Origin of the sequence: Flavisolibacter tropicus (assembly GCF_001644645.1) — a bacterium.
Lineage (GTDB): Bacteria > Bacteroidota > Bacteroidia > Chitinophagales > Chitinophagaceae > Flavisolibacter > Flavisolibacter tropicus.
In genome coordinates this window covers 2,808,514-2,830,986 of sequence record NZ_CP011390.1, presented here as the reverse complement: position 1 = coordinate 2,830,986, position 22,473 = coordinate 2,808,514, and the positions used below count along the sequence as shown (strand labels likewise).

Annotated in this window: 21 protein-coding genes and 1 tRNA gene; 16 read left to right on the top strand and 6 right to left on the bottom strand. The window is 46.6% G+C overall.

The features are described 5' to 3' along the window. Positions 1-78 precede the first annotated feature (78 nt). The 3 genes from SY85_RS11910 to SY85_RS11900 all read right to left on the bottom strand — a co-directional run bounded on the left by SY85_RS11910 (position 79) and on the right by SY85_RS11900 (position 1,777). A complete protein-coding gene (locus SY85_RS11910; protein ID WP_066404746.1) occupies positions 79-855 on the bottom strand; it encodes an enoyl-CoA hydratase/isomerase family protein in 777 nt (258 codons plus the stop codon). An 82-nt stretch (positions 856-937) separates the two neighbouring features. Further along, positions 938-1,276 (bottom strand): four helix bundle protein, encoded by a 339-nt coding sequence (locus tag SY85_RS11905; RefSeq protein WP_066404742.1) that lies wholly within the window; start codon positions 1,274-1,276, stop codon positions 938-940. Between the two features lie 81 nt (positions 1,277-1,357). After that, positions 1,358-1,777 (bottom strand): cobalamin B12-binding domain-containing protein, encoded by a 420-nt coding sequence (locus SY85_RS11900; protein WP_066404740.1) that lies wholly within the window; start codon positions 1,775-1,777, stop codon positions 1,358-1,360. Between the two features lie 52 nt (positions 1,778-1,829). On the opposite strand from SY85_RS11900, the gene SY85_RS11895 reads away from it, so the two are divergent. Continuing rightward, positions 1,830-2,822: an aldo/keto reductase gene (locus SY85_RS11895; RefSeq protein ID WP_066404738.1), complete on the top strand. Its 993-nt coding sequence runs from the start codon at positions 1,830-1,832 to the stop codon at positions 2,820-2,822. 253 nt (positions 2,823-3,075) lie between these two features. Here SY85_RS11895 and gltX read toward each other — a convergent pair whose 3' ends face one another. Beyond that, positions 3,076-4,599 carry a glutamate--tRNA ligase gene (gltX, locus tag SY85_RS11890; RefSeq protein WP_066404736.1) on the bottom strand — a complete coding sequence of 508 codons (1,524 nt, stop codon included), beginning with the start codon at positions 4,597-4,599 and terminating at the stop codon, positions 3,076-3,078. 364 nt (positions 4,600-4,963) lie between these two features. On the opposite strand from gltX, the gene SY85_RS11885 reads away from it, so the two are divergent. The 7 genes from SY85_RS11885 (at position 4,964) to SY85_RS11850 (ending at position 11,020) form a co-directional block, all read left to right on the top strand. After that, on the top strand, positions 4,964-5,593 hold the full coding sequence (locus SY85_RS11885; protein WP_066409660.1) for a polysaccharide deacetylase family protein: 630 nt from the start codon (positions 4,964-4,966) through the stop codon (positions 5,591-5,593). A gap of 324 nt (positions 5,594-5,917) precedes the next feature. Continuing rightward, positions 5,918-6,676, top strand: a complete 759-nt coding sequence (locus SY85_RS11880; RefSeq protein ID WP_066404734.1) for a TatD family hydrolase — start codon at positions 5,918-5,920, stop codon at positions 6,674-6,676. Positions 6,677-6,708: 32 nt separating this feature from the next. Next, positions 6,709-6,799: transfer RNA gene (locus SY85_RS11875), tRNA-Ser, on the top strand. An 865-nt stretch (positions 6,800-7,664) separates the two neighbouring features. Then, positions 7,665-8,519: a hypothetical protein gene (locus SY85_RS11865; protein WP_148661169.1), complete on the top strand. Its 855-nt coding sequence runs from the start codon at positions 7,665-7,667 to the stop codon at positions 8,517-8,519. A 110-nt stretch (positions 8,520-8,629) separates the two neighbouring features. Further along, on the top strand, positions 8,630-9,196 hold the full coding sequence (locus tag SY85_RS11860; protein ID WP_066404731.1) for a hypothetical protein: 567 nt from the start codon (positions 8,630-8,632) through the stop codon (positions 9,194-9,196). Between the two features lie 70 nt (positions 9,197-9,266). After that, complete coding sequence (locus tag SY85_RS11855) at positions 9,267-9,830, top strand: zinc-ribbon domain-containing protein (RefSeq protein ID WP_066404730.1); 564 nt, start codon at positions 9,267-9,269, stop codon at positions 9,828-9,830. 20 nt (positions 9,831-9,850) lie between these two features. Beyond that, positions 9,851-11,020, top strand: coding sequence for an HNH endonuclease (locus tag SY85_RS11850; RefSeq protein WP_066404728.1), 1,170 nt, complete (start codon positions 9,851-9,853; stop codon positions 11,018-11,020). A 348-nt stretch (positions 11,021-11,368) separates the two neighbouring features. Here SY85_RS11850 and SY85_RS11845 read toward each other — a convergent pair whose 3' ends face one another. Beyond that, a complete protein-coding gene (locus SY85_RS11845) occupies positions 11,369-12,991 on the bottom strand; it encodes an AGE family epimerase/isomerase (protein ID WP_066404726.1) in 1,623 nt (540 codons plus the stop codon). A 408-nt stretch (positions 12,992-13,399) separates the two neighbouring features. On the opposite strand from SY85_RS11845, the gene SY85_RS11840 reads away from it, so the two are divergent. Continuing rightward, positions 13,400-14,281: an SMP-30/gluconolactonase/LRE family protein gene (locus tag SY85_RS11840; protein ID WP_066404724.1), complete on the top strand. Its 882-nt coding sequence runs from the start codon at positions 13,400-13,402 to the stop codon at positions 14,279-14,281. On the opposite strand, the gene SY85_RS11835 is transcribed toward SY85_RS11840, so the two are convergent. Beyond that, entirely contained in the window at positions 14,262-15,161 is a 900-nt protein-coding gene (locus SY85_RS11835; RefSeq protein ID WP_066404722.1) for an AraC family transcriptional regulator, read from the bottom strand. The genes SY85_RS11840 and SY85_RS11835 overlap by 20 nt on opposite strands. Positions 15,162-15,402: 241 nt before the next feature. Between SY85_RS11835 and SY85_RS11830 the strand changes: the two genes are divergently transcribed. The 7 genes from SY85_RS11830 (at position 15,403) to SY85_RS11800 (ending at position 22,426) form a co-directional block, all read left to right on the top strand. After that, a complete protein-coding gene (locus SY85_RS11830; RefSeq protein WP_066404720.1) occupies positions 15,403-16,146 on the top strand; it encodes an SDR family NAD(P)-dependent oxidoreductase in 744 nt (247 codons plus the stop codon). Positions 16,147-16,201: 55 nt separating this feature from the next. Next, positions 16,202-17,062, top strand: a complete 861-nt coding sequence (locus tag SY85_RS11825) for a fumarylacetoacetate hydrolase family protein (RefSeq protein WP_066404718.1) — start codon at positions 16,202-16,204, stop codon at positions 17,060-17,062. Positions 17,063-17,077: 15 nt separating this feature from the next. Further along, positions 17,078-17,848 (top strand): SDR family NAD(P)-dependent oxidoreductase, encoded by a 771-nt coding sequence (locus tag SY85_RS11820; RefSeq protein WP_148661168.1) that lies wholly within the window; start codon positions 17,078-17,080, stop codon positions 17,846-17,848. After that, on the top strand, positions 17,848-18,576 hold the full coding sequence (locus SY85_RS11815) for a sulfite exporter TauE/SafE family protein (RefSeq protein ID WP_066404716.1): 729 nt from the start codon (positions 17,848-17,850) through the stop codon (positions 18,574-18,576). Before SY85_RS11820 ends, SY85_RS11815 begins: the two co-directional genes overlap by 1 nt. A gap of 7 nt (positions 18,577-18,583) precedes the next feature. Beyond that, positions 18,584-19,513 carry a dihydrodipicolinate synthase family protein gene (locus SY85_RS11810; RefSeq protein ID WP_066404714.1) on the top strand — a complete coding sequence of 310 codons (930 nt, stop codon included), beginning with the start codon at positions 18,584-18,586 and terminating at the stop codon, positions 19,511-19,513. An 84-nt stretch (positions 19,514-19,597) separates the two neighbouring features. Beyond that, on the top strand, positions 19,598-21,169 hold the full coding sequence (locus SY85_RS11805; RefSeq protein ID WP_066404712.1) for an SLC5 family protein: 1,572 nt from the start codon (positions 19,598-19,600) through the stop codon (positions 21,167-21,169). A gap of 18 nt (positions 21,170-21,187) precedes the next feature. Continuing rightward, positions 21,188-22,426: a mandelate racemase/muconate lactonizing enzyme family protein gene (locus tag SY85_RS11800; RefSeq protein ID WP_066404710.1), complete on the top strand. Its 1,239-nt coding sequence runs from the start codon at positions 21,188-21,190 to the stop codon at positions 22,424-22,426. The last annotated feature ends 47 nt before the right edge of the window (positions 22,427-22,473 follow it).

The following is a 22,473-nucleotide window of genomic DNA, read 5'->3' as shown; positions in this document are numbered from 1 at the left end:
GTACGCGTTTTCATGTGTGGAAAAAACAAACCCTTCAAAGGGAGCGAAGGGTTTGTTTCTAAGTAGTTGTGTGAGCAGTTATTTACCGATAAAGTTGGGCTTCCGCTTTTCCAAGAAAGCAGCAGCACCTTCCTTCATGTCTTCTGTGTTAAAGCAATCGCCAAAGGCTTCAAGCTCTTGTTTATAGCCATCTTTGGTATGATCAAATACCGCGTTCGCCGCCTGGATGCAACGGCTGATGGCCAAAGGTGCTTTTGCAATAATGGTTTGTAATAAACCAGTGGCTTTTGCTATCAGTTCTTCTTGTGGTACTACATAGTTAACCAAGCCATATTGCAGGGCAGTAGGAGCATCGATCATACCGCCGGTCATTAATAATTCTAAAGCTCTTCCTTTTCCTATCAATTGTACCAAACGTTGTGTACCACCATAGCCAGGAATCAAACCCAGGTTTACTTCCGGCTGGCCAAATTTAGCGTTTTCTGCGGCAATGCGAAAATGACAAGCCATCGCCAGTTCACAACCGCCACCTAAAGCAAAACCATTTACAGCCGCAATTACCGGCTTTGAACAGTTTTCAAATTTGAAAAAGATCTCCTGGCCTCTTCTGGCCAGGTCCATACCCTCGCCACTCGTCAAGCCTACAAATTCGCTGATATCAGCACCAGCCACAAAGCCCTTTTGTCCGGAACCCGTAAGGATCACGGCTTTGATCTCGGCATTGGCCTCCACTTCATGTATCGCATCATTCAGGTCCAGCATCACCTGTTTGTTCAAAGCGTTTAACTTATCCGGGCGATTGATTGTAATGGTAAAAATGCCATTCTCTAGTGATGTTAGTAAAGTTTGATACATGTTAGAGTTTTGGGCTTTTGCGGAAAGCTGGTTAGCTAAAGGCTACACGCTGTACGCTTCACGCTGCAAGCTGGTTAAGAATTTATTGTAATGAGCTATTTAGTTTTTGTTGAAAGCCAGTAAGCATTCGTTGATGATCTACTAGCATGGCTTTTAGTTCTTGTAACAAGTTTGGGTTGCCTTTATTAAGTTGTTCTGCAATAATCAACTGCGTTTCCAACTCAAAGTTTGAACCCAAGGAAATATCAATAAACCGCGCATAATCTTTTTCACTTCTTCGGCTGCTCCCTTCTGCAATGTTCGAAGGAATGGATACACCAGCATTCGTCATTTGCTGACAAATACCATACTTGTCTTCCTTTGGAAATGTTTCAATGAGCTTAAAAGTTTTTACTGCAATCTCAATCCCCTTCTGCCAAATTCTTAGTTCTTTAAAGTTTCTCCTATGCTAAGTTTTGATGGTTTGCAGTTGGCGTGCAGCGTGAAGCGTGAAGCGCATTTCCTAAAAAGCCCTATGCTCTTTCACCCACTCCGTAATATATCCCGCAATATCTGCCGTAGCCGTTCCCGGAGGGAAAAGCTTTCCTACACCTTTTTCATTGAGTTGCTGCATGTCGTCGTCAGGAATAATGCCGCCACCGGTTAGGAGCACATCATTCATGCCTTTTTCCTGCATCAGCTGTAATAGTTTGGGGAATACGGTCATATGGGCACCAGAGAGAATGGATACGCCAATGGCGTCTACGTCTTCCTGAAGGGCTGCATTCACTACCATTTCTGGAGTTTGGCGCAGGCCTGTATAAATTACTTCCATACCGGCATCTCGTAATGCCGTAGCAATCACTTTAGCACCGCGATCGTGACCGTCCAAGCCAACCTTGGCTACCAGTACACGAATCGGTCTGTTTAGCATCGTTGTCATAAATCGGGGTCAAAAATAGGGTTCTTTACCTATCCAGATTGTAATTTCAAGCATGCAATACAGAAAATTCGGAAATACCGATTTACAGGTCAGCGAGATCGGTTTTGGCGCCTGGGCCATCGGCGGCAATGCCAAAGTTGGGAACACACCCATTGGCTGGGGCAAGGCAGATGATGCTACCTCTCAAAAAGCGCTGCAGGCCGCTGTGGATGCTGGTATCAACTTTTTTGATACGGCCGATTTCTACGGGTTGGGGCATTCAGAAAACCTGATAGGGCAGGCCTTGAAAGGGAATAAAGACGCCATCATTGCCACTAAGGTGGGGCACCGCAATATCAAAGAGTCCATTGTGCTGGATTATTCTAAAGCCTATATAATTGAGGCCTGTGAGCAAAGCCTGAAACGCTTGCAACGCGATGCAATTGATTACTATCAATTGCACTCCGCCCGCCTGAATCATTTACAGCAAGGCGAATGCATAGAGGCTATGGAGCAATTAAAGCAGCAGGGTAAGATCCGCTACTGGGGATTGTCTCTCAATACTTTTCACCCAGCGCCAGAGGCCGATTTCCTAATGCAACAGAATTATGGCGATGGCTTTCAGTTGGTGTTTAATGTTATTAACCAACGCGCTATTGAAACCATTGAGCAAGCAGGAGCGAAGGGCTATGGTATTATTGCCCGCATGCCGCTTCAGTTTGGCTTGCTGACGGGTAAGTTTTCCGCTAACAGCACCTTTGCAGAAGATGACCACCGCCACTTCCGCTTAACGCCCGGCATCTTACAACAAACCTTGCAGGTGTTGGAAGAGAAAGTGTGGCCGCTGGCTGCTAAGGAGCAAATGAGTCCTACAGCAATGGCCTTGAGTTTTATTCTCAATCATCCGCAGGTATCTACGATTATACCTGGTATTCGTACACCAGAGCATGTGTCTTCAAATACAAGTGGATTAAAGAAGTTGTCCTCAGCAACCATGCAGCAGCTAACCGCACTCCGCAACAGCGATTGGATACGGGTGTTGGATGCAATGGAAAAAGCAGGGTAGAGAAAGCGACCAAGCACACCCCCAGCCCCTAAAGGGGAGCACCCACGCACAAAAGAGCAAACATGCTTTAAATAAAAAAAGCACTCCGTTAAGTGGAGTGCTTTTTTTATTTATCAATTTATACTCTCTTTATTGAAATTTGATCGTTGAATATTGAGCATTGAACATTCCCTCTTTCTCTACTTCTTCATTCTTCCTTCCTTGTTCCTTGTTCAATATTCTCCTTTCCTTCTTCTCCTTTTTTCTCTCTTAGCTACTCAAACGCCGGCAGCGCCGTCTGTATTCGCTGAATCGTTTCCTCTTTCCCAATAATTTCAGCGATATCAAATACGGGGGGACCAAACTTGCCACCTACCAACATAATACGCATAGGTAGTTGTAATTCGCCAGGTTTAATTCCTGCTGTAGCTGCAAACTGTTTGAAAGCGTTTTCAATAAAAGCGCTTGTCCATTCCGGTAAGCTTTGCAGCTCCTGTTGAAAGTCCTGGAAGAACTTAGCCTTATCAGCATTCCACTTGGGCTTTACAGACGCTGCGTCAAGAGCAGTGGGCGCTTGGTAGAAGAAAGAAGCCTGCTCCCAGAAATCGGTTAGCAAATGGCAACGGTCTTTTACCAATTCCAATATACGTTCAAACTGCTGGTCGTTATCAATGATGGGACCCTTACTTTCAAACAGGTCTTTTACCTGTTGTTTGTAAGTGCTTAATGGTAAGCGCTTGATCCACTCATGGTTGAACCATTTTGCTTTTTCATAGTCGAACTTAGCCCCGCCCTTATGTACTTTTTCAATCGTAAAGCGTTGGATCAATTCTTCTAAAGTGAATAGCTCTTGCTCGGTACCATCGTTCCAACCCAGCATGGCCAGCAGGTTTACAAAGGCTTGTGGTAAAAAGCCTTTTTCTTTAAAACCTTCCGTAAGCTCGCCGCTCTTTGGATCGGCCCAGTTCATGGAAAATACCGGGAAGCCATACTTGGCACCATCACGCTTGCTAAGCTTACCGCTTGGGCCTAAGATCAATGGCAGGTGCGCCCACTGTGGCATGTTTTCTAAGCCAAACAGGTGCTGCCATAATAGAATGTGCACAGGAGCACTTGGTAACCACTCCTCACCACGGAAGGCATGGGTGATCTCCATCAGGCGGTCGTCTACTACCACCGCTAAGTGATAGGTTGGCATGCCATCGGCTTTCAATAATACTTTGTCATCTACAATGGCGGTTTCAAAACTTACCTCACCACGGATCATGTCATTGAAGCTAACGGTCTCGCCCACGGGCATTTTAATCCGGATCACGTGAGGCGTATTATTTTGTAGTAAGCTGTCTACTTCTTCTGCTGATAGCGTCAGCGAGTTCCGCATTTTGGTACGGATCGACTGATCGTATTGTGGAGTAGGATTGCTTTCGGTTTTAAAGTTGTGGCGCATTTTTTCCAGCTCTTCTGTGGTGTCAAATGCATAATACGCTACGCCTTTTTGTACCAGTTGCTCGGCGTACTGGCGATACAGCTCTTTACGCTCACTCTGGCGGTAAGGACCAAAAGCCCCCGGCTTGCGGGTACTTTCATCAGGCTCCAGTCCGGCCCAGCTTAAAGTGTCAAATATGTAATCTTCCGCACCAGGCACATAGCGGTTCTGGTCGGTATCTTCTATACGTAGTACAAAATCACCACCATGCTGTTTAGCAAACAAATAATTATACAACACGGTGCGAACACCCCCTAAATGCAATCCGCCGGTTGGCGATGGCGCAAAGCGCACCCGAACTCGTTTTTCCATACGCGGCAAAAGTAGGCAATACTCGGGGAGAAAAAGCTGCAAGCTGTACGCTACTCGCTGCACGCGGAGCGCGCCAGGGCGCGGAGAGGGAGGAACCACGGAGGCACAAAGGCACGAAGGCATGGGTGGCCCGCAGATAGCGCAGATAGACGCAGAAGAAGGGTTGCGCACAGAGCGAAGGAGGAAAGGAGAAGAATAGGTAATGCTGCACGCTGTACGCAATAGAATGCCCGTTATGAAAAGCGTTCACGGATAGCAGGCGACCGTCCGCTGCCAGAAACCGGCTGTTGGGCTTGTAGCGTGTAGCATGCAGCTTGTAGCGATTCCCTGTAGCTTGCAGCTTTCTCTCCTATCTTTGACCGGCATGCATCAATACTTCATTAAAACGCCGTGGCTGGTTAAGAAACTCTATTCCCAATACGTGTGGGATAGGCAGGCCACTAATAATGAAGTCTACCTGACATTTGACGACGGCCCGCACCCACAGATCACGCCTTGGGTGTTGGAGCAATTAAAGGCCTATGAAGCTAAGGCCACCTTCTTTTGTATAGGAAAAAATGTGGTGCAATACCCCGATGTCTATCAGCAAATACTAGCCGAAGGTCATGCCGTGGGCAACCATACGCACAACCACCTGAATGGCTGGAAAGTGCCAGTGACCGACTACATAGCCAATAGCAAAGAGGCAGCTAAGCATATCCAATCACCCCTGTTTCGTCCGCCGTATGGACGCATCAAACGAAAGCACCTGCCATTTTTAAAGGAGGCTGTGCATGCAGATATAAAAGTGATCATGTGGGATGTGTTGAGTGCCGACTTTGATACCTCTATTACAAAGGAGCAATGCGCGGCCAATGTGCTAAAGCATACGCAGCCGGGATCGATCATTGTATTTCACGACAGTGAAAAAGCGTTTCCCAATTTAGCATATGCCTTGCCTTTAGTATTGGAAGAATGGAAGAAGATGGGAGTGGTTTGTAAGGCCTTATCGTAATAGCCTGTTTAGAAGGTTCTATAAAAAAATAGGGCCTGGGTGAAAACCCTGGCCCGTTTTTAATCCGTACCCTATGAAAACTGGATCAAAGGTATACTTATTTTTGAATATGTGCTATGGTTTTCAAATAAGTTTTGTTAATAAAATGCAGTGCTGTAGCGGGTTACAGCTTATCCTACTCTAGGGGTAGATTTTATTTTGTTGCTCAGTTTTTTGACGGTTGCGGAAGAGGTGCTCACCAGTGATGAGTTTATGATTTCTTTCTCGTGCAACCCTGTTTTATCTAACTATTTTTCGGCAGCTTTGCAGCCAGTTTGTTTAATTATGCATTTGATTGATAGTCACGCACATATTTATGTGCCGGAGTTTGATAGTGAGCGAAAAGCCTTGATAGAAAAAGCTACAGCGCAAGGCGTAGAGCAAATATTAATGCCAGCTATTGATGCCACTACGCATCAGCTTATGCTGCAGGTTGAAGAGGATTATCCTTCCTGCAAAGCTATGATGGGCTTACATCCCTGCTCAGTTAATGCAGAGTATAAAACTGAACTGGCTATTATAAAAGACTGGCTGGAACGCCGCTCTTTTATTGCTATTGGCGAAATAGGGCTCGACTTCTATTGGGACAAAACCTTTACTCAACAACAATATGATTGCTTTCACCAGCAAATAGAATGGGCCCTTCAATACCAGCTACCTATTGTTATCCATTCGCGCGATGCTGTTGACGAAGCCATTGCCGTGGTGAAGCAATATCCCACACTAAGAGGTGTGTTTCATTGCTTCTCTGGTACTATTGCGCAGGCCGAGCAGATCATGGCGCTGAACTTTATGTTGGGTATTGGCGGTGTGGTTACGTTTAAGAATGCCGGCTTAGATAAAGTGGTGCAGCATATTGGTCTGGATGCCCTGATCCTGGAAACCGATGCGCCCTACCTTGCGCCGGTTCCATACCGTGGTAAGCGCAATCAGGTAGATTATTTACCGTTGGTAGCCGATAAAATAGCCAGTGTTACCGGGAAAACTATAGAGGAAGTAGCAAAAATCACAACACAAAACACAATCAATCTCTTTAATCTCTAGAGATATTGTATATTCGCAGCCCCAAAATCAAAGGAGAGTTGTCCGAGTGGTTGAAGGAGCACGCCTGGAAAGTGTGTATACCTCTAAAGGGTATCGAGGGTTCGAATCCCTCACTCTCCGCCAAAGAAAACAAAGCCCCGCGTTATGCGGGGTTTTTTATTTCCATGGCATTGCAAAGCTCGCTTCAGCAATGCCATGGAAATAAAAAAGTAATGAGCGGAGCGAATGGCTTTGTTTTCTTTGAAGCCTCCCCTTTTAGGATCAGTGAAACGAATCCCCTAACTCTCTACCAAAAGATAAAAGCCACTACAACAGAGGCTTTTATCTTTTGGTAGTTGCTTTATAACAGGTTGTTTTACTGTAATGCTTGAGACGAGGAGCTCCTGCTGTAATAAATAAAGCAATCTTAGCAAATACTATATTTGCAGCGTTCAATTGGATAGCGGTAGTTCTTGGAATAATGTCAGTATTACTTTTTAGTTGCCCAGATGTGACTTTTTTTCAGTTTGCGATGGGGGTTATTAGTATTAATAATTTTATGAAACAACTAAATGTAAATGATATGAAAAATAACATAATAAGGTGGGTTAGGGCTAGTATGGGGATCCAGAAAAAGTTAATCACTGACTAAGGAAGAGAACGAGTTGTCATATAGCCCCGAGGTTCAAGTCCTCAATCCCCACACTATAGCCCAGAGTAATCCTCTGGGCTATTTTTATGGTTAAATCAATATTTCCTCCCATCTGGCGCAAGTATGCCGGTAGGCTCATGTGCGGATGTTTACTTGTGCCGTAAAATCAGAGTCATTATACCATACTAGCTAACTGCTACATGGGTTTGCTTGTAATAACAGGATACAAGTACGCCTGGCGACAAAAGCTAGGCTGCATACTTGCGCCAGCATTGGGGAATAACCATATAGAAATCTTGGCTAAGTAGTGAAGGTTGCCTATTTTGCTTGTCCTATTACTGCTTGACTTTTTGTACCATGGACAAACTAACTGACTTTTTTAGTGATATTAAAGAACGTCTCGCTAGCCCACTTTTTTCTTCTTTTCTCATTTCATGGTTAGTGATTAACTGGCAAATACCTATTGGTTTGCTGTTTTATAAAAGCAATGATCTTAAAGCAGATGGATATTTATCTTACATTGACTTGATCAATAAAGCTGGAACCCCTAATAAGGTATTTTGGCAACCGTTTGGGTTGGCCTTGGCCTATACATTCGGTTATCCAATAATAAAAAATGTCATTCAAGCAGTCCATGCTTGGGCAAAAACATGGGGCACCAACTTAAACCTCAGAATCACAAAGACAGGAAAGGTTTCTGTATCAAAATACATTCAGCTACGCGATAACTATATTGAACGGACGCATCTTTTAGAACAAGTGTTAGAGAAAGAAAGCGAATATTTAAAGGAAAATGAATCATTGAAGACTACCCATCTGGAACTTACTCACACAGCCAATGAGAACCAAAGCTGGATTAACAGATGGCGGCGATTAAATAATATTGGCTTAATGAACGGTCAATGGAGCGTCACAATGCAGAATGAGGAGAATAAATTCACTTTATCTTATGTGATTTTCATAGACGGTGGGGCAATTTCACAACTTGATGAGTCTACTAAACAAACGGAATATGTTTCCAGTATTGAAAATTTTCATTGTAATCCAGATACTCAGGAAATAATTTTTGTTTTGATGTCAGCAGGCAAGAGGCACCTATCAGGAGTTCACACACTCACCATAGTAGAAGAAGGGAAATACTTGAGAGGGTTTGCAGATAAAACAAACCCTATCGAATACAAAAGAGTAAATATTGAAACCCGTTATTTATAAAGAATAACCACGAATTGACATGCTTATGAAAAAATACATAGTCGTTTAGTTAAGTGACTAATAATTTGAATTCCAAGCAGCTTGCATTTGTTTATTAAATCGAAGCAAAGATGAAACATATTAAAAATGGCTTTTATGGCTTTTTGTTGGGAGGATTTGTAGGCATATTGGCAGGATTTGGTGAAATAAACATGATAAAGAAATCTCAACGCACAGGGCCTGTAGTTGCTATTGTAGTAGGTCTAACTGCATTGATTGGTGGTATTGTAGGTGCTAATTATGGCATCAAGGCATCACAAGAAGATGAAATAAAGCGAATAGAAGCCCAAAAAAATCATGAAGCCTACCTGAGAATGCAAGAAAGAGCCAGAATTGAAAAAGAAAAAAATGATGCCATTGAAGCCAGACTCGGTATAAATAAAGCAATAGACAAGTTTATGAAAGAGGGCCGGTTTTGGGTAGCTACCACTACATGGCGAGATGAAGAGGGCAAAGAATACTTATTGATCACTAAAAAGAGTTCAGAAGGCAATTTAATGTCCTCTTTAAATGATGTGTTAGTGTTTAGTCATACAGAAACGTCAACAGCACAAACTGTGTTGCCGAAATGCCATGCAAAAGCTTTACGAATGGTTTTTGCCAAACTAAGACAAGGTTTAAGATCGGAGCAGGTCTAGAGGAATGCCATATCTACTAAGCTGCGATGGCCATAAATATCTTAAGTAACAGTAGTAAACTTGTGTCAATATGTATTGTAAATCATGCGGAAAAGAAATCGATAATGACAGTGTATATTGTTCTTTTTGTGGAACCAAACAATTTGCAGAAAATAAGCCTCTAGAAATTGAAAATAAGAGTGACAGTAAAAGAGGGGGATTCGATGAAGAGATTTGGAATTATAAAAGAGAACTAGCTGATACAGTTCCAGAAAACTTACAGATGACAGACGAGCTATTCAGGTGTATGAAATTGAACGAAAATGCTGCTGTTGAGAAGTTGGAAGCCAAAGCTAAGCTATCTTATATTGTGGGCGTTACAGGCGGGCCTCCACCTAATATTCCAGAAGAGATTGCGAAATGGCGCAAGGAATATTTTCAAAACTTAATGGTAAAGGCAAAGGAGTTCGAGAATCTTAGTACTGAGTTCAATAAGCTAAAACTACAGATTGAGCGCATTCAGTATTATTATGGATTTAACCTCGACGAGAAGGTACAGGTGGAAAAGTCAAACGAACGTGAAAGGGGCAGAAAAGCGATATTGGCTTTGTTTGGTAATGAAGAAACTGTCGAAAATAATAATAAATCAAAGTAGTTGAACGAGCTAGATTTAACATGAGAATCTGTATTTATTGTAACCGGGAGAAAGAAGAAGGTGAATTTTCGCAAGAACATATTTTGCCTCGTGCAATTGGAGGCGTTCTTCAGCCTATAAATCCATTCTCAACTGACCTTGTTTGTGAAAGATGCAATAATATTGCAGGCTTCTTTATTGATGCGCCTTTTACTAAAAGCTGGTTTATAAATAATTACCGTGCTAGTAATGCTACAAAATACACTCGCCTAACCCCCGATACTATTTTGCCATTGATATACATGGGAGTAATTAAAGAGTTGGCCTTTGAGGGGAAGATATGTGAAAACTATCTTGGCCCAACAGGTGACTTAATTTATCACTTCCATGCGCCTTATTCAAATGATCTAGATACGCCAGTGATGGTTGGAGTTCCTCCACATATACGAAAGGCTAATGTTGATTATGGATTTGCGTTTATTTTCCTTCGTTCAAATAATCCAGCTTGGTTACCTACAGTAATTTATTCTTTTGCTAGTGCTTTTAAGAAGTCGCCTCTTTATTTAGGTAATGGTCCAACTCCGGATATTGACGGGATCGGTTTTAAAGATATTCCTGATGAATTAATAGACTTACATGCTAGGCTTTGGGAAATGCAAGGCAAACAACATGCTATGACCTTTACGATAGACGTGGATTTAGGTAATCGTTTTTTAGCAAAATTAGCACTCGGGCTTGGGTGTATTTTTCTTCATGATAGTTTTAAAACTAGTGAAGATGCATCACTCTTAAGAAAGTTCATGTGGACAAAAGATAGAGAAGAAAGAGATAAGATTCCAATCCACGGGTCGGGCTTTATCGGAGGTGACGGCTTTGAAAATATCGATTCGTTTCTTAAGTGGGAGGGAGGCCATGTAATAAACTTACTTATTGCTGATAATAAGCTGCTTTTATATTCGAACTTTTATGGAGCAAGAGGCTCTCTTATACAGGTAACCCAAAATAAAACACATTGGCAGGGCAAAATTGATGAGAGTAAGATGTTTATTATAATGCCTGAAATGCAAAGGTGCATCGGCCCAATTCATATGGCCCATTTACTGGCACATCGTACGAGTGATTATAGAAATGAAGATATTGCCTCTTTAGAAGCTGAGATAGCAAGTTTACCTTCATTACCACCATTTGTCATTCAAAATGGCTTAAAATGAAGACTTGAATTAGAAGGTGTAAACTAAATGTAATCACTACAAATTCATTAACTTAGAGAAAATAAAGCCAGTTTTATTGCAGGCGAGTCTAAATCGAGACTCATGGTTTGATCACCCGCCGAAAGGCTTGAAAATAAAGGCGTAGCGGAGTAGGTTCGAATCCCTCACTCTGCGCCAAATAAAACAAAGCCCCGCTTTTGGCGGGGCTTCTTGTTTCTGGTAAGTAAAGTTAGTTCGCAGTAAACCACTTTTGGTACGTGTCTATTTCCCCTATCTGTAGCATCCTGCGTAATTAGAAATAGGGAATAATTTTTCATCCTTGTCTTTTATCTCGTTTCCTATACTTCCTTATTTCAAGGAGTAAGCAGGAGTCCCTTTCTCTAAAATATCCCGGTAGTTCATCAGCAACTTGGCCGGATAAACGGTGCTGTTCAACCATAGGTTCAACGGGTATTTAGTAAAATACGTTGGGTAATCACCGTTATGCGCCTTCTGTGCCAAGGTAAAGGAATTGGCGATGGATTTGGCCTTGGCGAGGTAAAGCTCCTTGCCCGTGGCTTTATAGGCGCTCAGGAACGTTTCCATCATTACGCCTGCCGCTCTTCCTACTGGCATCCAGAACACGTACTGCTCCTGCACAGATGGTGTGATCCAGTTTTCTGAGCGTCCGCCGGGCTTGGGATCCTGGAAGGCAACCTTTACCGGTTGTTCCCAGATAACAAACTGGTCTTCCGAAAAGCGCACCAATTCCTCGGCCAACACTAGGTCTTTTTTGTTGCGGAACAGGTACATAGCCAGATCGCAGGCCTGCTCGCGACTCAGATTTCCATAAGATGCCCGTGCTGCAATGTCTTCAAACTGTCCTTGCCAATCAAAGGTCTTAACCGGGTTGTTCATGATCCAGTCCAGCGCTTTTTGAGTGGAAGCCTCCAGGCCTTGCATCTTATAGTTATGTTGCAGTCGGTCAAAGTAGTTGATGATCGATGTCGGAATAACAATGTTTTTAGCAGTTGGCTCGCCAGTCTCGTGGTTAACAAACTGGTACCAACTGCCACCAGGTAGCTGCGTTTTTAAATAGGTTTGGGCAATATGTTGTGCGGCTTCCAGGTATTTTTTATCTCCCGTGAAGTCGTAGAGGTCCAGAAACGCATTACCGGCATCTACACCCATGATGGAGAAGCTGTTGATTGGTTTAAGGTGCTGCGTGGTGGTCTTTTCGGAGCGAGGGCCATAGTAGGTGGGTACAAAATACTCCCATGGCGTACCTTCTTTAAACCGGATGCTCAGCATATAGTCGGCCACTATGCGGGCCAGTTCGGTTGAACGCTGCGCGTCGGGAGTGCCAGCTTTGAGGCGGGCGTGGGTGATGGCTCCGATAACCAGGGCACTGTAGATCTTGGCGGGGTAGCTGTAATTGATATAATCCCATTTGGGTGTTTTATGCTCAAACCAGTAGGTCACGTAATCTTTTTCCATCAGCCGGTCCAGGGCCAGACGGGCACTGGAGTCGTAGGGTAGTGCAGGCGTATGATACACGCCATTAAATGGAGCAGCGCGGTAGTAACGTCCTTTACCTGCCAGACCTACAGAGTCGCCTTTGGCCGAGATCCCTGCCACTGAAAGATTGAAGTATCCCACCGGTACATCAGCCCATACCTTGCTAAGAGGTGTATAGGGTACATCGCTTTCAAAGCTATAGGTCTTACCGTTAGTTTCTTGTGTAATGGTATAGCGGTACTTAGTGGCGTTTGTCACCTGCTGGTAGTCAAAAGCAGGTGCATAAATAAACTGGCGCGCGTTGGCATTCCAAAAGGGCGTCTTGCCCGGCACTCCCGGGCGAACAGGGGTCACCGATTCGGCCCAGGCTTGTTTCCCATAAGCCGTTTTATCAGTTGTTGTTTGCGCAGATGGCTGTGTGTGGCAAGCAGCAAGAAAGGCGGCAGCCAGCAAGGTATAAAGCGTTCTTTTCATGTTCACGGTTTAAATCAGCAGTCGATCACTGATCTTTAAAAATGGTTGTTTTGCCTTTGCGTGGAAAGGTAATCTTATTTAAGGCTGGGATTGTTATCTACTTCCGCCCAGGGATCGGCTAGTATGCGAAGCCCATATAGCAAACAAGCAGAACCAGTACCTCACTACTCCTCAAAACTATACAGCACGCAAGGGAAAAAGTTTTAATAATAGCGTTAGTTTCTATACTTTTTTAACAATTTGACCGCGTATAGTCAGGCGGTGCAGTGTAGATGAGGTTTGTAACGTATGTTGTGTCACGAAAATGGCCGCACTGGTCGTAAAAGCATACGGCACTATGCGAAAGGAGGGTGAATGCCGACCGCCAAATAGTAAATATTCAATCTTAAATATTATATAGAGGGTAATATGTTAGAAACGGTTACTGAGCACCTGTGTCTCTTGGGGGAATCACCTCTTTGGGATGCTGCATCCGGAACGATCTTCTGGGTAGATATCCTACAGGGAGAGATCCATGCCTGGGGAGGGCTGGCGCAAAACCACCGGACGTGGAAAATGAAACAACCCATAGGTGCCATTGCCTTGTGTACCTCCGGCCGACTGGTGGGGGCACTGCAGCAGGGGTTTTTCTATATTAACAAGGATAATGGGCAGCTGGATTTTATAGCTAATCCGGAAGCGCACCTGCCGGGCAACCGTTTTAACGATGGCAAGTGCGATCCCGCCGGCCGCTTCTGGGCTGGCACCATGAGCACCGCCGGGGTGCCGGAAGCTGGCAGTCTCTACACCCTCGAACGCAATGGCTCGTATAGCCGCAAGGTGGCTGATGTAAGTGTTTCTAACGGTATGGCCTGGAGTCCGGATGCAAGCCAGTTCTATTTTATTGATACACCCACTCGCGTAGTGGTGGCCTATGATTTCGATGTTGAAAGTGGGGTTATCAGTAATAAAAGAATAGTAGTTCGTATTCCAGAGAACATGGGCAAGCCAGATGGTATGACTATCGACGAAGAAGGAATGTTGTGGATCGCCTTGTGGGGGGGTGGTAAAGTAACCCGCTGGGATCCTGCCACCGGACGACTGTTACACCAGTTTACATTACCGGTGACCCACGTTAGTTCCTGTACTTTCGGAGGAGATGATCTCAATGATTTGTATGTGACCACCTCCCGTGTAGGATTGAACGAGCAAGCGTTGGCGGAACAACCGCAGGCAGGTACTCTTTTTGTGCTGAAGAACTGTGGTTTTAGAGGATTACCTGCCAACCGGTTTAAAGATCAGGAGCCGTAGCTGCACCAGTGGCGATCTTCAAAAACTGCCGGCGATAGTCTTTGGGAACGAAGCCTGTCACTTTTTTAAAATGCCGGTAAAAATTGGATAGATTCTCAAAGCCACATCCATAACCGATCTCCGAAATACTTTCTTCTCCCTGCATCAATAGGCGACAAGCATTGCTGATACGCACTTCGGTCAGGTAGCTCGTATACGTCTTTTGGGTATGATGCTTGAAATACCGCGAAAATGCCGCTTCACTCATATTGAGCATGGCGGCCACTTCTGATATATAAATATCATTCATGTAGTTCTTCATGATGTATTCCAGCACCTTTTGTATGCGCAGGGTATCTTTTGTATTGATGTTGTGATTTGGCGCAAAGCGGGTGGAAAGGAGCGGTTTCAGCTCCCTGCTTTCTGAAAGCGTAAGCAGGATATCCAGCAGACTGAGCAAACGCTTCGGCGGCGATTGCGTTTGCATCTGGTGCAATTGCTCGGTCACTTCTTTGCGGGTTTGCCCATGTACTTCCAGTGCAAAGGCCGATTGGTCAAGCAGCTGGTGCACCCCTTTTAACTCGGGGAGGCTCAGGAAGCGGTCGCCAAAAAGGTCCTGGGTAAAATGTATAAATACAGAATGGGCTCCCGGGCTGTCGGTATAATATGTTTCATCATTACGAAACAGGTGCGGGATATTGGAGCCAATGAGAAACAGGTCTCCCTCCTCGAACAAACTCACGCTGTCGCCAATGAATTTGGTGCCTCTACTCTTATCGATCAGTACCAGCTCATATTCTTCATGAAAATGCCAGGGTTTGTCAAAATAGGGACATTCCCATTGGCTGTACAAAAAGGAAACGTCGTTGTGTAGTGGTAGTTTGTGTAAGCGGGCTTTCATATTAATTGAACCGGTGGGGAAGATAAGAAAACCGCTGAGCTTAGCGTGTTAAAAAAGTATAATTCTTGAATTGTTTATTGGACTTTTCTTCTATATGGCCGCGCTACATTTGGTGACATGTTTAGGCTCCATCGCTCCATAGGATGGATGGGGCTGCGGTACCTTCACTAACTGCATTACAGATAGCGGACCGTAGAACACTGGCTGTATTAATACACCTCTAACAACTAATAAATAATCAATGGGAACTTTTTCAGGACAGGTAGCCCTGGTAACGGGTGCTGCCTCCGGTATAGGACTGGCCATTTCGCGCAAGCTGCTGGAAGAAGGCGCAAAGGTGGTAGCTTACGACATCAATAAGACGGCCCTTGACGAGGCCTTTGCCTCCTATGGCGCCACCGTAAAAATAGTGGCTATCGACCTGACCCAGCAAGACCAGGTGAATGCCTCGGTTGACGAAGTGATCGCTGAATACGGAAGGATCGATATGCTGATCAATTGTGCAGGTATAACGGGTATAACCAATACAAAAAGCCATGAAGTGTGCCCGGAGAATCTGCAGAAGGTCTTTGAGCTGAATTTTATGAGCTCTTTTTATACGGCTAGGGCCGTTTTACCCCAAATGCTGAAAGCCAACTACGGCCGTATTTTGCATATGGCCTCCGTGGCAGGCAAGGAAGGCAATGCGGGCATGCTGGCCTATTCGTCTTCCAAGGCGGCAGTAATTGGAATGACTAAGGTGCAGGGTAAGGAGTATGCCGAAACTGGCATCACCGTCAATGCCATGGCACCGGCGGTGATACGGACCCCATTGGTAGATGCTATGCCCGAGGCGCAGGTAAAATACATGACCGACAAAATTCCCATGAAACGGTGTGGTACACTTGACGAAGCTGTCAACATGGCTTTGTATATTGTGTCCCCGCAAAACAGCTTTACTACGGGCTTCACCTTTGACCTTACCGGCGGACGCGCCACTTATTAATGGTTGCTGCCAAAGGCTGCAAAATAGAACCCAGACACTGAAAATATAAACCACGATGAAGATCCTTTATTTTAGGAAAGACAACCAATTGTATCCCGGCATAGCCACTGAAGAAGGGGTGCTGGATATCGATAAATACCTCGCAGAACAGAATACAACATGGCGGCCTCAAAACCCGATGACCCTGGATGATGTAGCAGAACTGGAAACGCTGGCTGCTAACGGACTGAATGATCCGCAATACCGCCTACCCGAAGAAGGGCTGACGATTGCGCCTTGCGTACCCCGTCCACCCAAGATCATTTGCATTGGTCTCAACTATCGCCAGCACGCCATTGAAAGCGGAATGGCCATACCTACCGTGCCCGTGGCCTTTACCAAGTATAGCAATACCCTTACGGACTTTCAATCGGATGTGCCTCTGGGTTCAGTGGGGGTGGAGTTTGACTACGAGGTGGAACTGGCCGTGGTCATTGGAAAAAAGGGTAAGCATGTGCAAAAAGAGGAGGCCTTAGACTATGTGCTGGGCTATTGCGTGGCTAACGATCTGTCCTGTCGCGACCTGCAGTTCATGAGCTCACAGTGGTTGATGGGTAAAAGCCTCGATGCATTCCTGCCACTTGGCAAATACCTGGTCACCGCCGATGAAGTGGGCGACCCGCAGACCCTGCAGTTGACCTGCACCCTTAACGGAGAACAGCGGCAAAACTCCAACACCGCCGACATGGTCTTTACAGTGGCGGAGATTATTGAGTTCCTATCTAAGCATATGACCCTGGAGCCCGGCGACCTGATCCTGACCGGCACACCGCAAGGTGTGATCATGGGCCATAAAGAAAAAGTATGGTTAAAGCCCGGCGACGTAGTAAACGTAGCCATCGACAAACTGGGATATACCGAAAATAAAATGGCATAAGTGAGCGTGGAAACTATGGAAAACAAAATAGCATTGATCAGTGGGGGGCTTGGTGACATCGGCCAGGCGATAGCTATTCACCTGGGAAAACTGGGAGCAAAGATTGCCCTCAGCGACCTACAGGAAGAAGCTGCGGTACAATCACAACTGGAGGCCTTACGCACCGCAGGTTGTCGTGAGCTGCTTTATACCCGCGCTGATGTGTCGGTAGAAGCGGAAGTAACGGACTGGCTTAACCGCGTAGAAGAACACTGGGGTACGCCCCAGGTAGTAGTGCCCAATGCAGGTATTGTAGTAGCGGGATCGCTTAGCGATATGCCTTCGTCCGAGTTGCGTCGGCAGATGGATGTGAACTTCTGGGGTAGTTATCATATGGCAGTACAGGCAGCGCAACGTATCAAAAACAAGGAACTGCCCGGTCGCATTGTATTTATCGGTAGCTGGGCGGCCGAGCGACCTAATGCACGCATTTCATCCTATTGTATTTCTAAAGCCGCCATCCGCATGTTGTGCAAGAGCCTGGCGCTCGAACTGGCGGCGCACCATATCCTGGTAAACGAAGTGGCACCCGGTATTGTAGAAGGTGGTCTGTCGAAAAAGAACCAGCAGAAAGATCCTGCCTTGCGGCAGACGCACCTGGATTCTATACCCATGCATACACTGGTGTCGGTAGAGGAAGTAGCGGACCATGTGGGTATGCTGTCTTCTTTTACAGGAATGAATATTACTGGTACAACCCTCCTGGTGGATGGAGGGCTTTCTCTGACTTCAAAAATGACTCCCTGATGCCGTCGCTGCTGTTATTGTTTTTTGCCTTTCTGCTGGCTGGCTGGATCCAGGGACTCATTGGCTTCGGCTTTGCTATCGCTACTACGCTGTTGCTGGTAGACAAGCTGGACTTTACCATGCTGGTTTACTTCAACCTCTGTATGTCGGTACTCACTTCCTTAGTGGCGATGTTCTCTGGTAAAAATCTCCAGTCTATCCAACGGGGCACCCTGCTCAAACTGATCGTTAGTGCGACTGTCGGACTATTAGTAGGATTGGCGATTATCAGCTACGTCAATGCGCTGGTGCTAAAGCAGGTAACCCTTGGCGTTATCCTGTTGGCCTCTGTAGTATCGCTGACTAAAAACAAAGTATTCTTTGCACATAATTATATGTCATGGGTGGGCGGATTTTTCAGTGGCGTGCTCACTCCCTCTACAGGGATCAACGGACCACTGGTGGCCCTGCACCTCAACGCTGTGTTCACCAATAAGGAACAAACAAGAAACACCATGTTGTCCTACCTGTTCCTGATCATGAGCTTTGGTGTTATCAGCATGACGCTGCAAACCGACTTTGCGCCCGGTACAATGCCGCTGTTGCTCAAGCTTATAGGGCCTTCGCTGGCTGGCTATGTGCTGGGCATGCTTTCTTTTCGCATGCTGCCCAATCATATATTTCAAAAAACAGTGACCCTGTTTTTGATCCTTTCGTCTCTACTATCATTAATCTATTTAATCTTATAAACCTTTCATGGCACCACAACATTCTTTTAGAGGAACTTTTGCTATTCTCGGAACCTGTTTTCACGACGATGAGCGTATCGATTATGAAAGCCAGGAGAACCTGATCAACTATTGTATTGATAACGGATTACATGGCCTGGTTACTGGGGCTAATGCCTCGGAAGGCCACCTGATGCTGGACGAAGAGAAAAAGGCGCTTACCGCCTTTGTGATCCAAAAAGTAAATGGTCGTATACCAGTAGTGGTTACCGTCAATCACCCTTCATCATACTGCGCTGCCCAGCTGGCTCGCCAGGCCGAGGAGGCAGGAGCTGCCGCGGTAATGTGTATGCCTCCTTTCTTTGGCCGCTGGCGTTCAGGCCTCGGGGAAATAGAGTCCTATTTTACCGCTATTGACAAAGCGATTAATATTCCCATCATTTTGCAGGACCACCAGCTTAGTGATATTTCGCTGCCGGTAGATTTCCTGGCCAATCTTTCTTCCCGCCTGGAAAACCTGAAGTATATCAAACTGGAGTCAGGCAATATCATTCACAAAGCCCGCAAGCTGCTGGCACATCCAAAAAATAACCTCGTAGGTGTGTTTGGTGGCAACAGCGGCGTGTTCCTGCCGGAAGAATATGAGGCAGGTTGCTGTGGTACCATGCCGGCCTGTTATATGCCGGCAGAGTTCAGCAATACCTGGAACCTGTTGGAGGAAGGTAAGATGCAAGAAGCGGTTAACTATTTTGCACCATACTCACGACTAGCCGCATACGAAAAAGATGTGGCCAACCGTTGCCTGTGGAAAGAGATCCTAGTAAAGAAAGGTGTGATTCGCTCTTCCAAAGTAAGAGGCCCCGAGCCAGCTTTCTTCGAGCCATGGGATGTAGACCAGCTACTGAGTGTGGCGGCTGCTGCAGGCATTGAGCTGCCCCTGAACGAAAGCATCCTGTAATAAAAACTAAACCAATGAACGAGTGGAAGGAGTAATGGTTTGCAAAACCATGTTCCTTTTCCCTTATCTAACAATCACGCACACATGGGATCAAACCTCTCTGCTTTGGATGCCATCATTTTCGGGGTCTATATCCTGGGCGTACTGGGCTTGGGCCTGTATGCATCTACTAAGCGAAAGAAAACCAAAAGGGACTACTTCCTCGCCGGCGATAAGCTGCCTTGGTGGATGATCGGCGGCAGTATCATGGCCGCCAATATCAGCAGCCACCAATTGGTGGGTACTATGGGTGTTGCCTATAGCCGCGGCTTTGTAGCCATCCTCACCGAGTGGGGCGCTGTATTGCTAGGCTTTAACGCACTGCTGTGGATCTTCCTGCCTTATTACCTGCGCAACGGCTTTTATACCATGCCCGAGTTTTTGCAAAAAAGGTTTGGCGGTGCAGCCCGCACCAACTATTCGGTACTGGTCGTATTCACCTACATCTTCGTAGAGATCGGCGCAGTGCTCTATCTCGGTGCGTTGTCGCTGCACTCGCTGCTCGGCATTCCTATGGCCTGGAGCGTGGTAGCCTTAGCAGCCGCCACTGGCTTGTATACCATCCTGGGCGGACTGCGTGCCGTGATCTGGACCGAGATGCTGCAATTGGGTGTGCTGATCTTAGGTATGGTGGCCTTGTCATTCTTTACCATACGCGCTGCCGGTGGTGTTGACGCTGTGTTGGCTACCTCCAAGGATTGGGATATGCTGCTACCGGCCAGCGACCCTGCCTTTCCCTGGACAATGTACCTGGGTGGCGCCATCTGCATTAGCGTATTTTATTGCGCTACCAACCAGTTTATCGTGCAGCGTACCTTAGCGGCGAAAAACGAATGGCACGCCCGTATGGGTGTCATCTTTGCCGACTACCTGAAGTTCCTCATTCCTATAATGATCATCGGCCCGGCGCTGGTGGCTCCCAAACTATTTCCCAACCTGGAAAAAGCCGACCTGGTGTTTCCCACCCTGGTGCAAAACCTGCTGCCAAAGGGACTCTCCGGCCTGGTAATGGCAGGTTTGATTGCCGCTATCATGTCGCACCTCTCCGGGGCTATTAACTCTTGTACTACCATCCTAACTATGGATGTGTACCTGCCCTATTTCAAAAAGAATGCAACAGAGGTGCAATCGGTGCGCTTTGGACGGCGCGCAGGCGTTGTCGTTATCATCCTGGGTATTATGTGTACAGCTATGCTGATCACGGCTTCCGACAAGCCCGTGTTTCTGTACCTGCTTAGCGCCTATGGGCTCTTTACACCGGGCATTGCCACTATGTTTCTTTTGGGTATCCTGTGGAAGCGCACTACCCAGGCGGGCGCCCTTACCGCAGGCCTGCTGACGATACCACTTTCCTTTGGCCTGCAATTCTTTTTTCCCAGCATGCCGTTTTACAACCGCACCGGTATTGTGTTCTGGACCTGCATGGGGCTCTGTGCGCTGGTGAGCCTGTTCACGCCGGGAAAAACGGAGGCCGAACTACAGGGGCTGATCTGGAAAAAAGACAGCCTGAGCCTGCCACCGGCAGAAAAGCACCACCAACGTGGTTGGCGCAACCCCACTATCTGGTGGGCCATCATTACATCTGTCATCCTGTTTTTTTATATCAAATTTGGATAAGGCCTCAAAGCAACGATTATGCAGATACAAAGCGTAGAAGTTTTTGTCTTTAAATACGATCATCACTACCGCATAGGCGGTCATGGCGACGCTCCTAATCGCCTGCCCGGTACCGACTACTATTTTGAGCCGCAGTGGCAACATGCCTACAGCCGCCTCACCGAGTCGTGCCTGGTAAAGATTACCACAGACACTGGTCTGGTGGGTTGGGGCGAAGGCCAGGCGCCACTGGTACCCGAAGTGCCGGCTACCCTAATTGCGCGCTTACTAGGACCAGCCTTGCTGGGTATGGATCCCCGCAATCCCCACGCTGTTTATGACCGCCTGTACCACCTCAATCATGTGCGGGGGCATTATGCATCCTATACCATTGATGCCATTGCGGCTATCGATATCGCATTGTGGGATATCAAAGGGCAGGCAGAAGGTATAGCGGTAAACCAGTTATTGGGCACGGTGCATCATCCGGAGCTGCCACAATACGTGTCAGGGCTGCGCCTGCCTACACGCGCCGAGCGCCAGGCCTTGGCCAAAGAAAAAGTGAGTGAAGGCTTTAAAGGCGTTAAAGTGTTTATTGGCGATACAGCCGAAAACACGATACGCGAATGTGCTGCTATCCGCGAGGCCATAGGAGAGGAGGCCGACCTGGCTTTCGACGCCATCTGCCGCCATGAGTATCAAGCGGCATATGAGATTGGCCTTGGGCTGGATGAATTAAGGGCCGCCTGGTTTGAGTCGCCCCTGGACCCTGAAGATGTTGCCGGCCATAGCAAACTGGCAAAGGCTATAAAAACGCCACTGGCTATTGGCGAGCCGCTTCGCACCGTGCGGGAATTCGAGCCTTGGATCAAACAACGGGCCATGCAGGTGGCCCAGCCCGATATTGTGCGCTGTGGCATCACCGGTGGACAGCGGATCATCGCGCAGTGTAGTGAGCACGGGCTACGCATAGCCCCTCACCTGGGTGTGTGCACCGCTATCGGTGTAGCCGCCACCTGGCATGTTACGGCTGTGGTTGCCAACCCTGTCCCCCAGGAGCACCAGCTGGATATGTTCCCTACGGCCAATAAGGTGCTGACCAGTCCTCTAAAGGTGGAAGGCGGACGTGCAATAGTGCCCACCGGCACTGGCCTTGGTATCTCTGTGGATGAAGATTTTGTGCGCGCCCATAGTGCAGAACACTGGCAGATCACACCCGCCGGGATCAAGTGGCAGGAGGGAGGAGTTGGTAGGGTGAATAACGTGCTGCTAGGCTAATAGAAACGCGCATGCATCTCCCTGTTATGATTAAATAATAAACGCAT

Bases quoted from the DNA above. Each gene is read 5' to 3' on its own strand.
- SY85_RS11910 (WP_066404746.1), bottom strand. From the start codon at position 855: ATGTATCAAACTTTACTAACATCACTAGAGAATGGCATTTTTACCATT.
- SY85_RS11900 (WP_066404740.1), bottom strand. From the start codon at position 1,777: ATGACAACGATGCTAAACAGACCGATTCGTGTACTGGTAGCCAAGGTT.
- SY85_RS11895 (WP_066404738.1), top strand. From the start codon at position 1,830: ATGCAATACAGAAAATTCGGAAATACCGATTTACAGGTCAGCGAGATC.
- gltX (WP_066404736.1), bottom strand. From the start codon at position 4,599: ATGGAAAAACGAGTTCGGGTGCGCTTTGCGCCATCGCCAACCGGCGGA.
- SY85_RS11885 (WP_066409660.1), top strand. From the start codon at position 4,964: ATGCATCAATACTTCATTAAAACGCCGTGGCTGGTTAAGAAACTCTAT.
- SY85_RS11880 (WP_066404734.1), top strand. From the start codon at position 5,918: ATGCATTTGATTGATAGTCACGCACATATTTATGTGCCGGAGTTTGAT.
- SY85_RS11865 (WP_148661169.1), top strand. From the start codon at position 7,665: ATGGACAAACTAACTGACTTTTTTAGTGATATTAAAGAACGTCTCGCT.
- SY85_RS11860 (WP_066404731.1), top strand. From the start codon at position 8,630: ATGAAACATATTAAAAATGGCTTTTATGGCTTTTTGTTGGGAGGATTT.
- SY85_RS11855 (WP_066404730.1), top strand. From the start codon at position 9,267: ATGTATTGTAAATCATGCGGAAAAGAAATCGATAATGACAGTGTATAT.
- SY85_RS11850 (WP_066404728.1), top strand. From the start codon at position 9,851: ATGAGAATCTGTATTTATTGTAACCGGGAGAAAGAAGAAGGTGAATTT.
- SY85_RS11845 (WP_066404726.1), bottom strand. From the start codon at position 12,991: ATGAAAAGAACGCTTTATACCTTGCTGGCTGCCGCCTTTCTTGCTGCT.
- SY85_RS11840 (WP_066404724.1), top strand. From the start codon at position 13,400: ATGTTAGAAACGGTTACTGAGCACCTGTGTCTCTTGGGGGAATCACCT.
- SY85_RS11835 (WP_066404722.1), bottom strand. From the start codon at position 15,161: ATGAAAGCCCGCTTACACAAACTACCACTACACAACGACGTTTCCTTT.
- SY85_RS11830 (WP_066404720.1), top strand. From the start codon at position 15,403: ATGGGAACTTTTTCAGGACAGGTAGCCCTGGTAACGGGTGCTGCCTCC.
- SY85_RS11825 (WP_066404718.1), top strand. From the start codon at position 16,202: ATGAAGATCCTTTATTTTAGGAAAGACAACCAATTGTATCCCGGCATA.
- SY85_RS11820 (WP_148661168.1), top strand. From the start codon at position 17,078: ATGGAAAACAAAATAGCATTGATCAGTGGGGGGCTTGGTGACATCGGC.
- SY85_RS11815 (WP_066404716.1), top strand. From the start codon at position 17,848: ATGCCGTCGCTGCTGTTATTGTTTTTTGCCTTTCTGCTGGCTGGCTGG.
- SY85_RS11810 (WP_066404714.1), top strand. From the start codon at position 18,584: ATGGCACCACAACATTCTTTTAGAGGAACTTTTGCTATTCTCGGAACC.
- SY85_RS11805 (WP_066404712.1), top strand. From the start codon at position 19,598: ATGGGATCAAACCTCTCTGCTTTGGATGCCATCATTTTCGGGGTCTAT.
- SY85_RS11800 (WP_066404710.1), top strand. From the start codon at position 21,188: ATGCAGATACAAAGCGTAGAAGTTTTTGTCTTTAAATACGATCATCAC.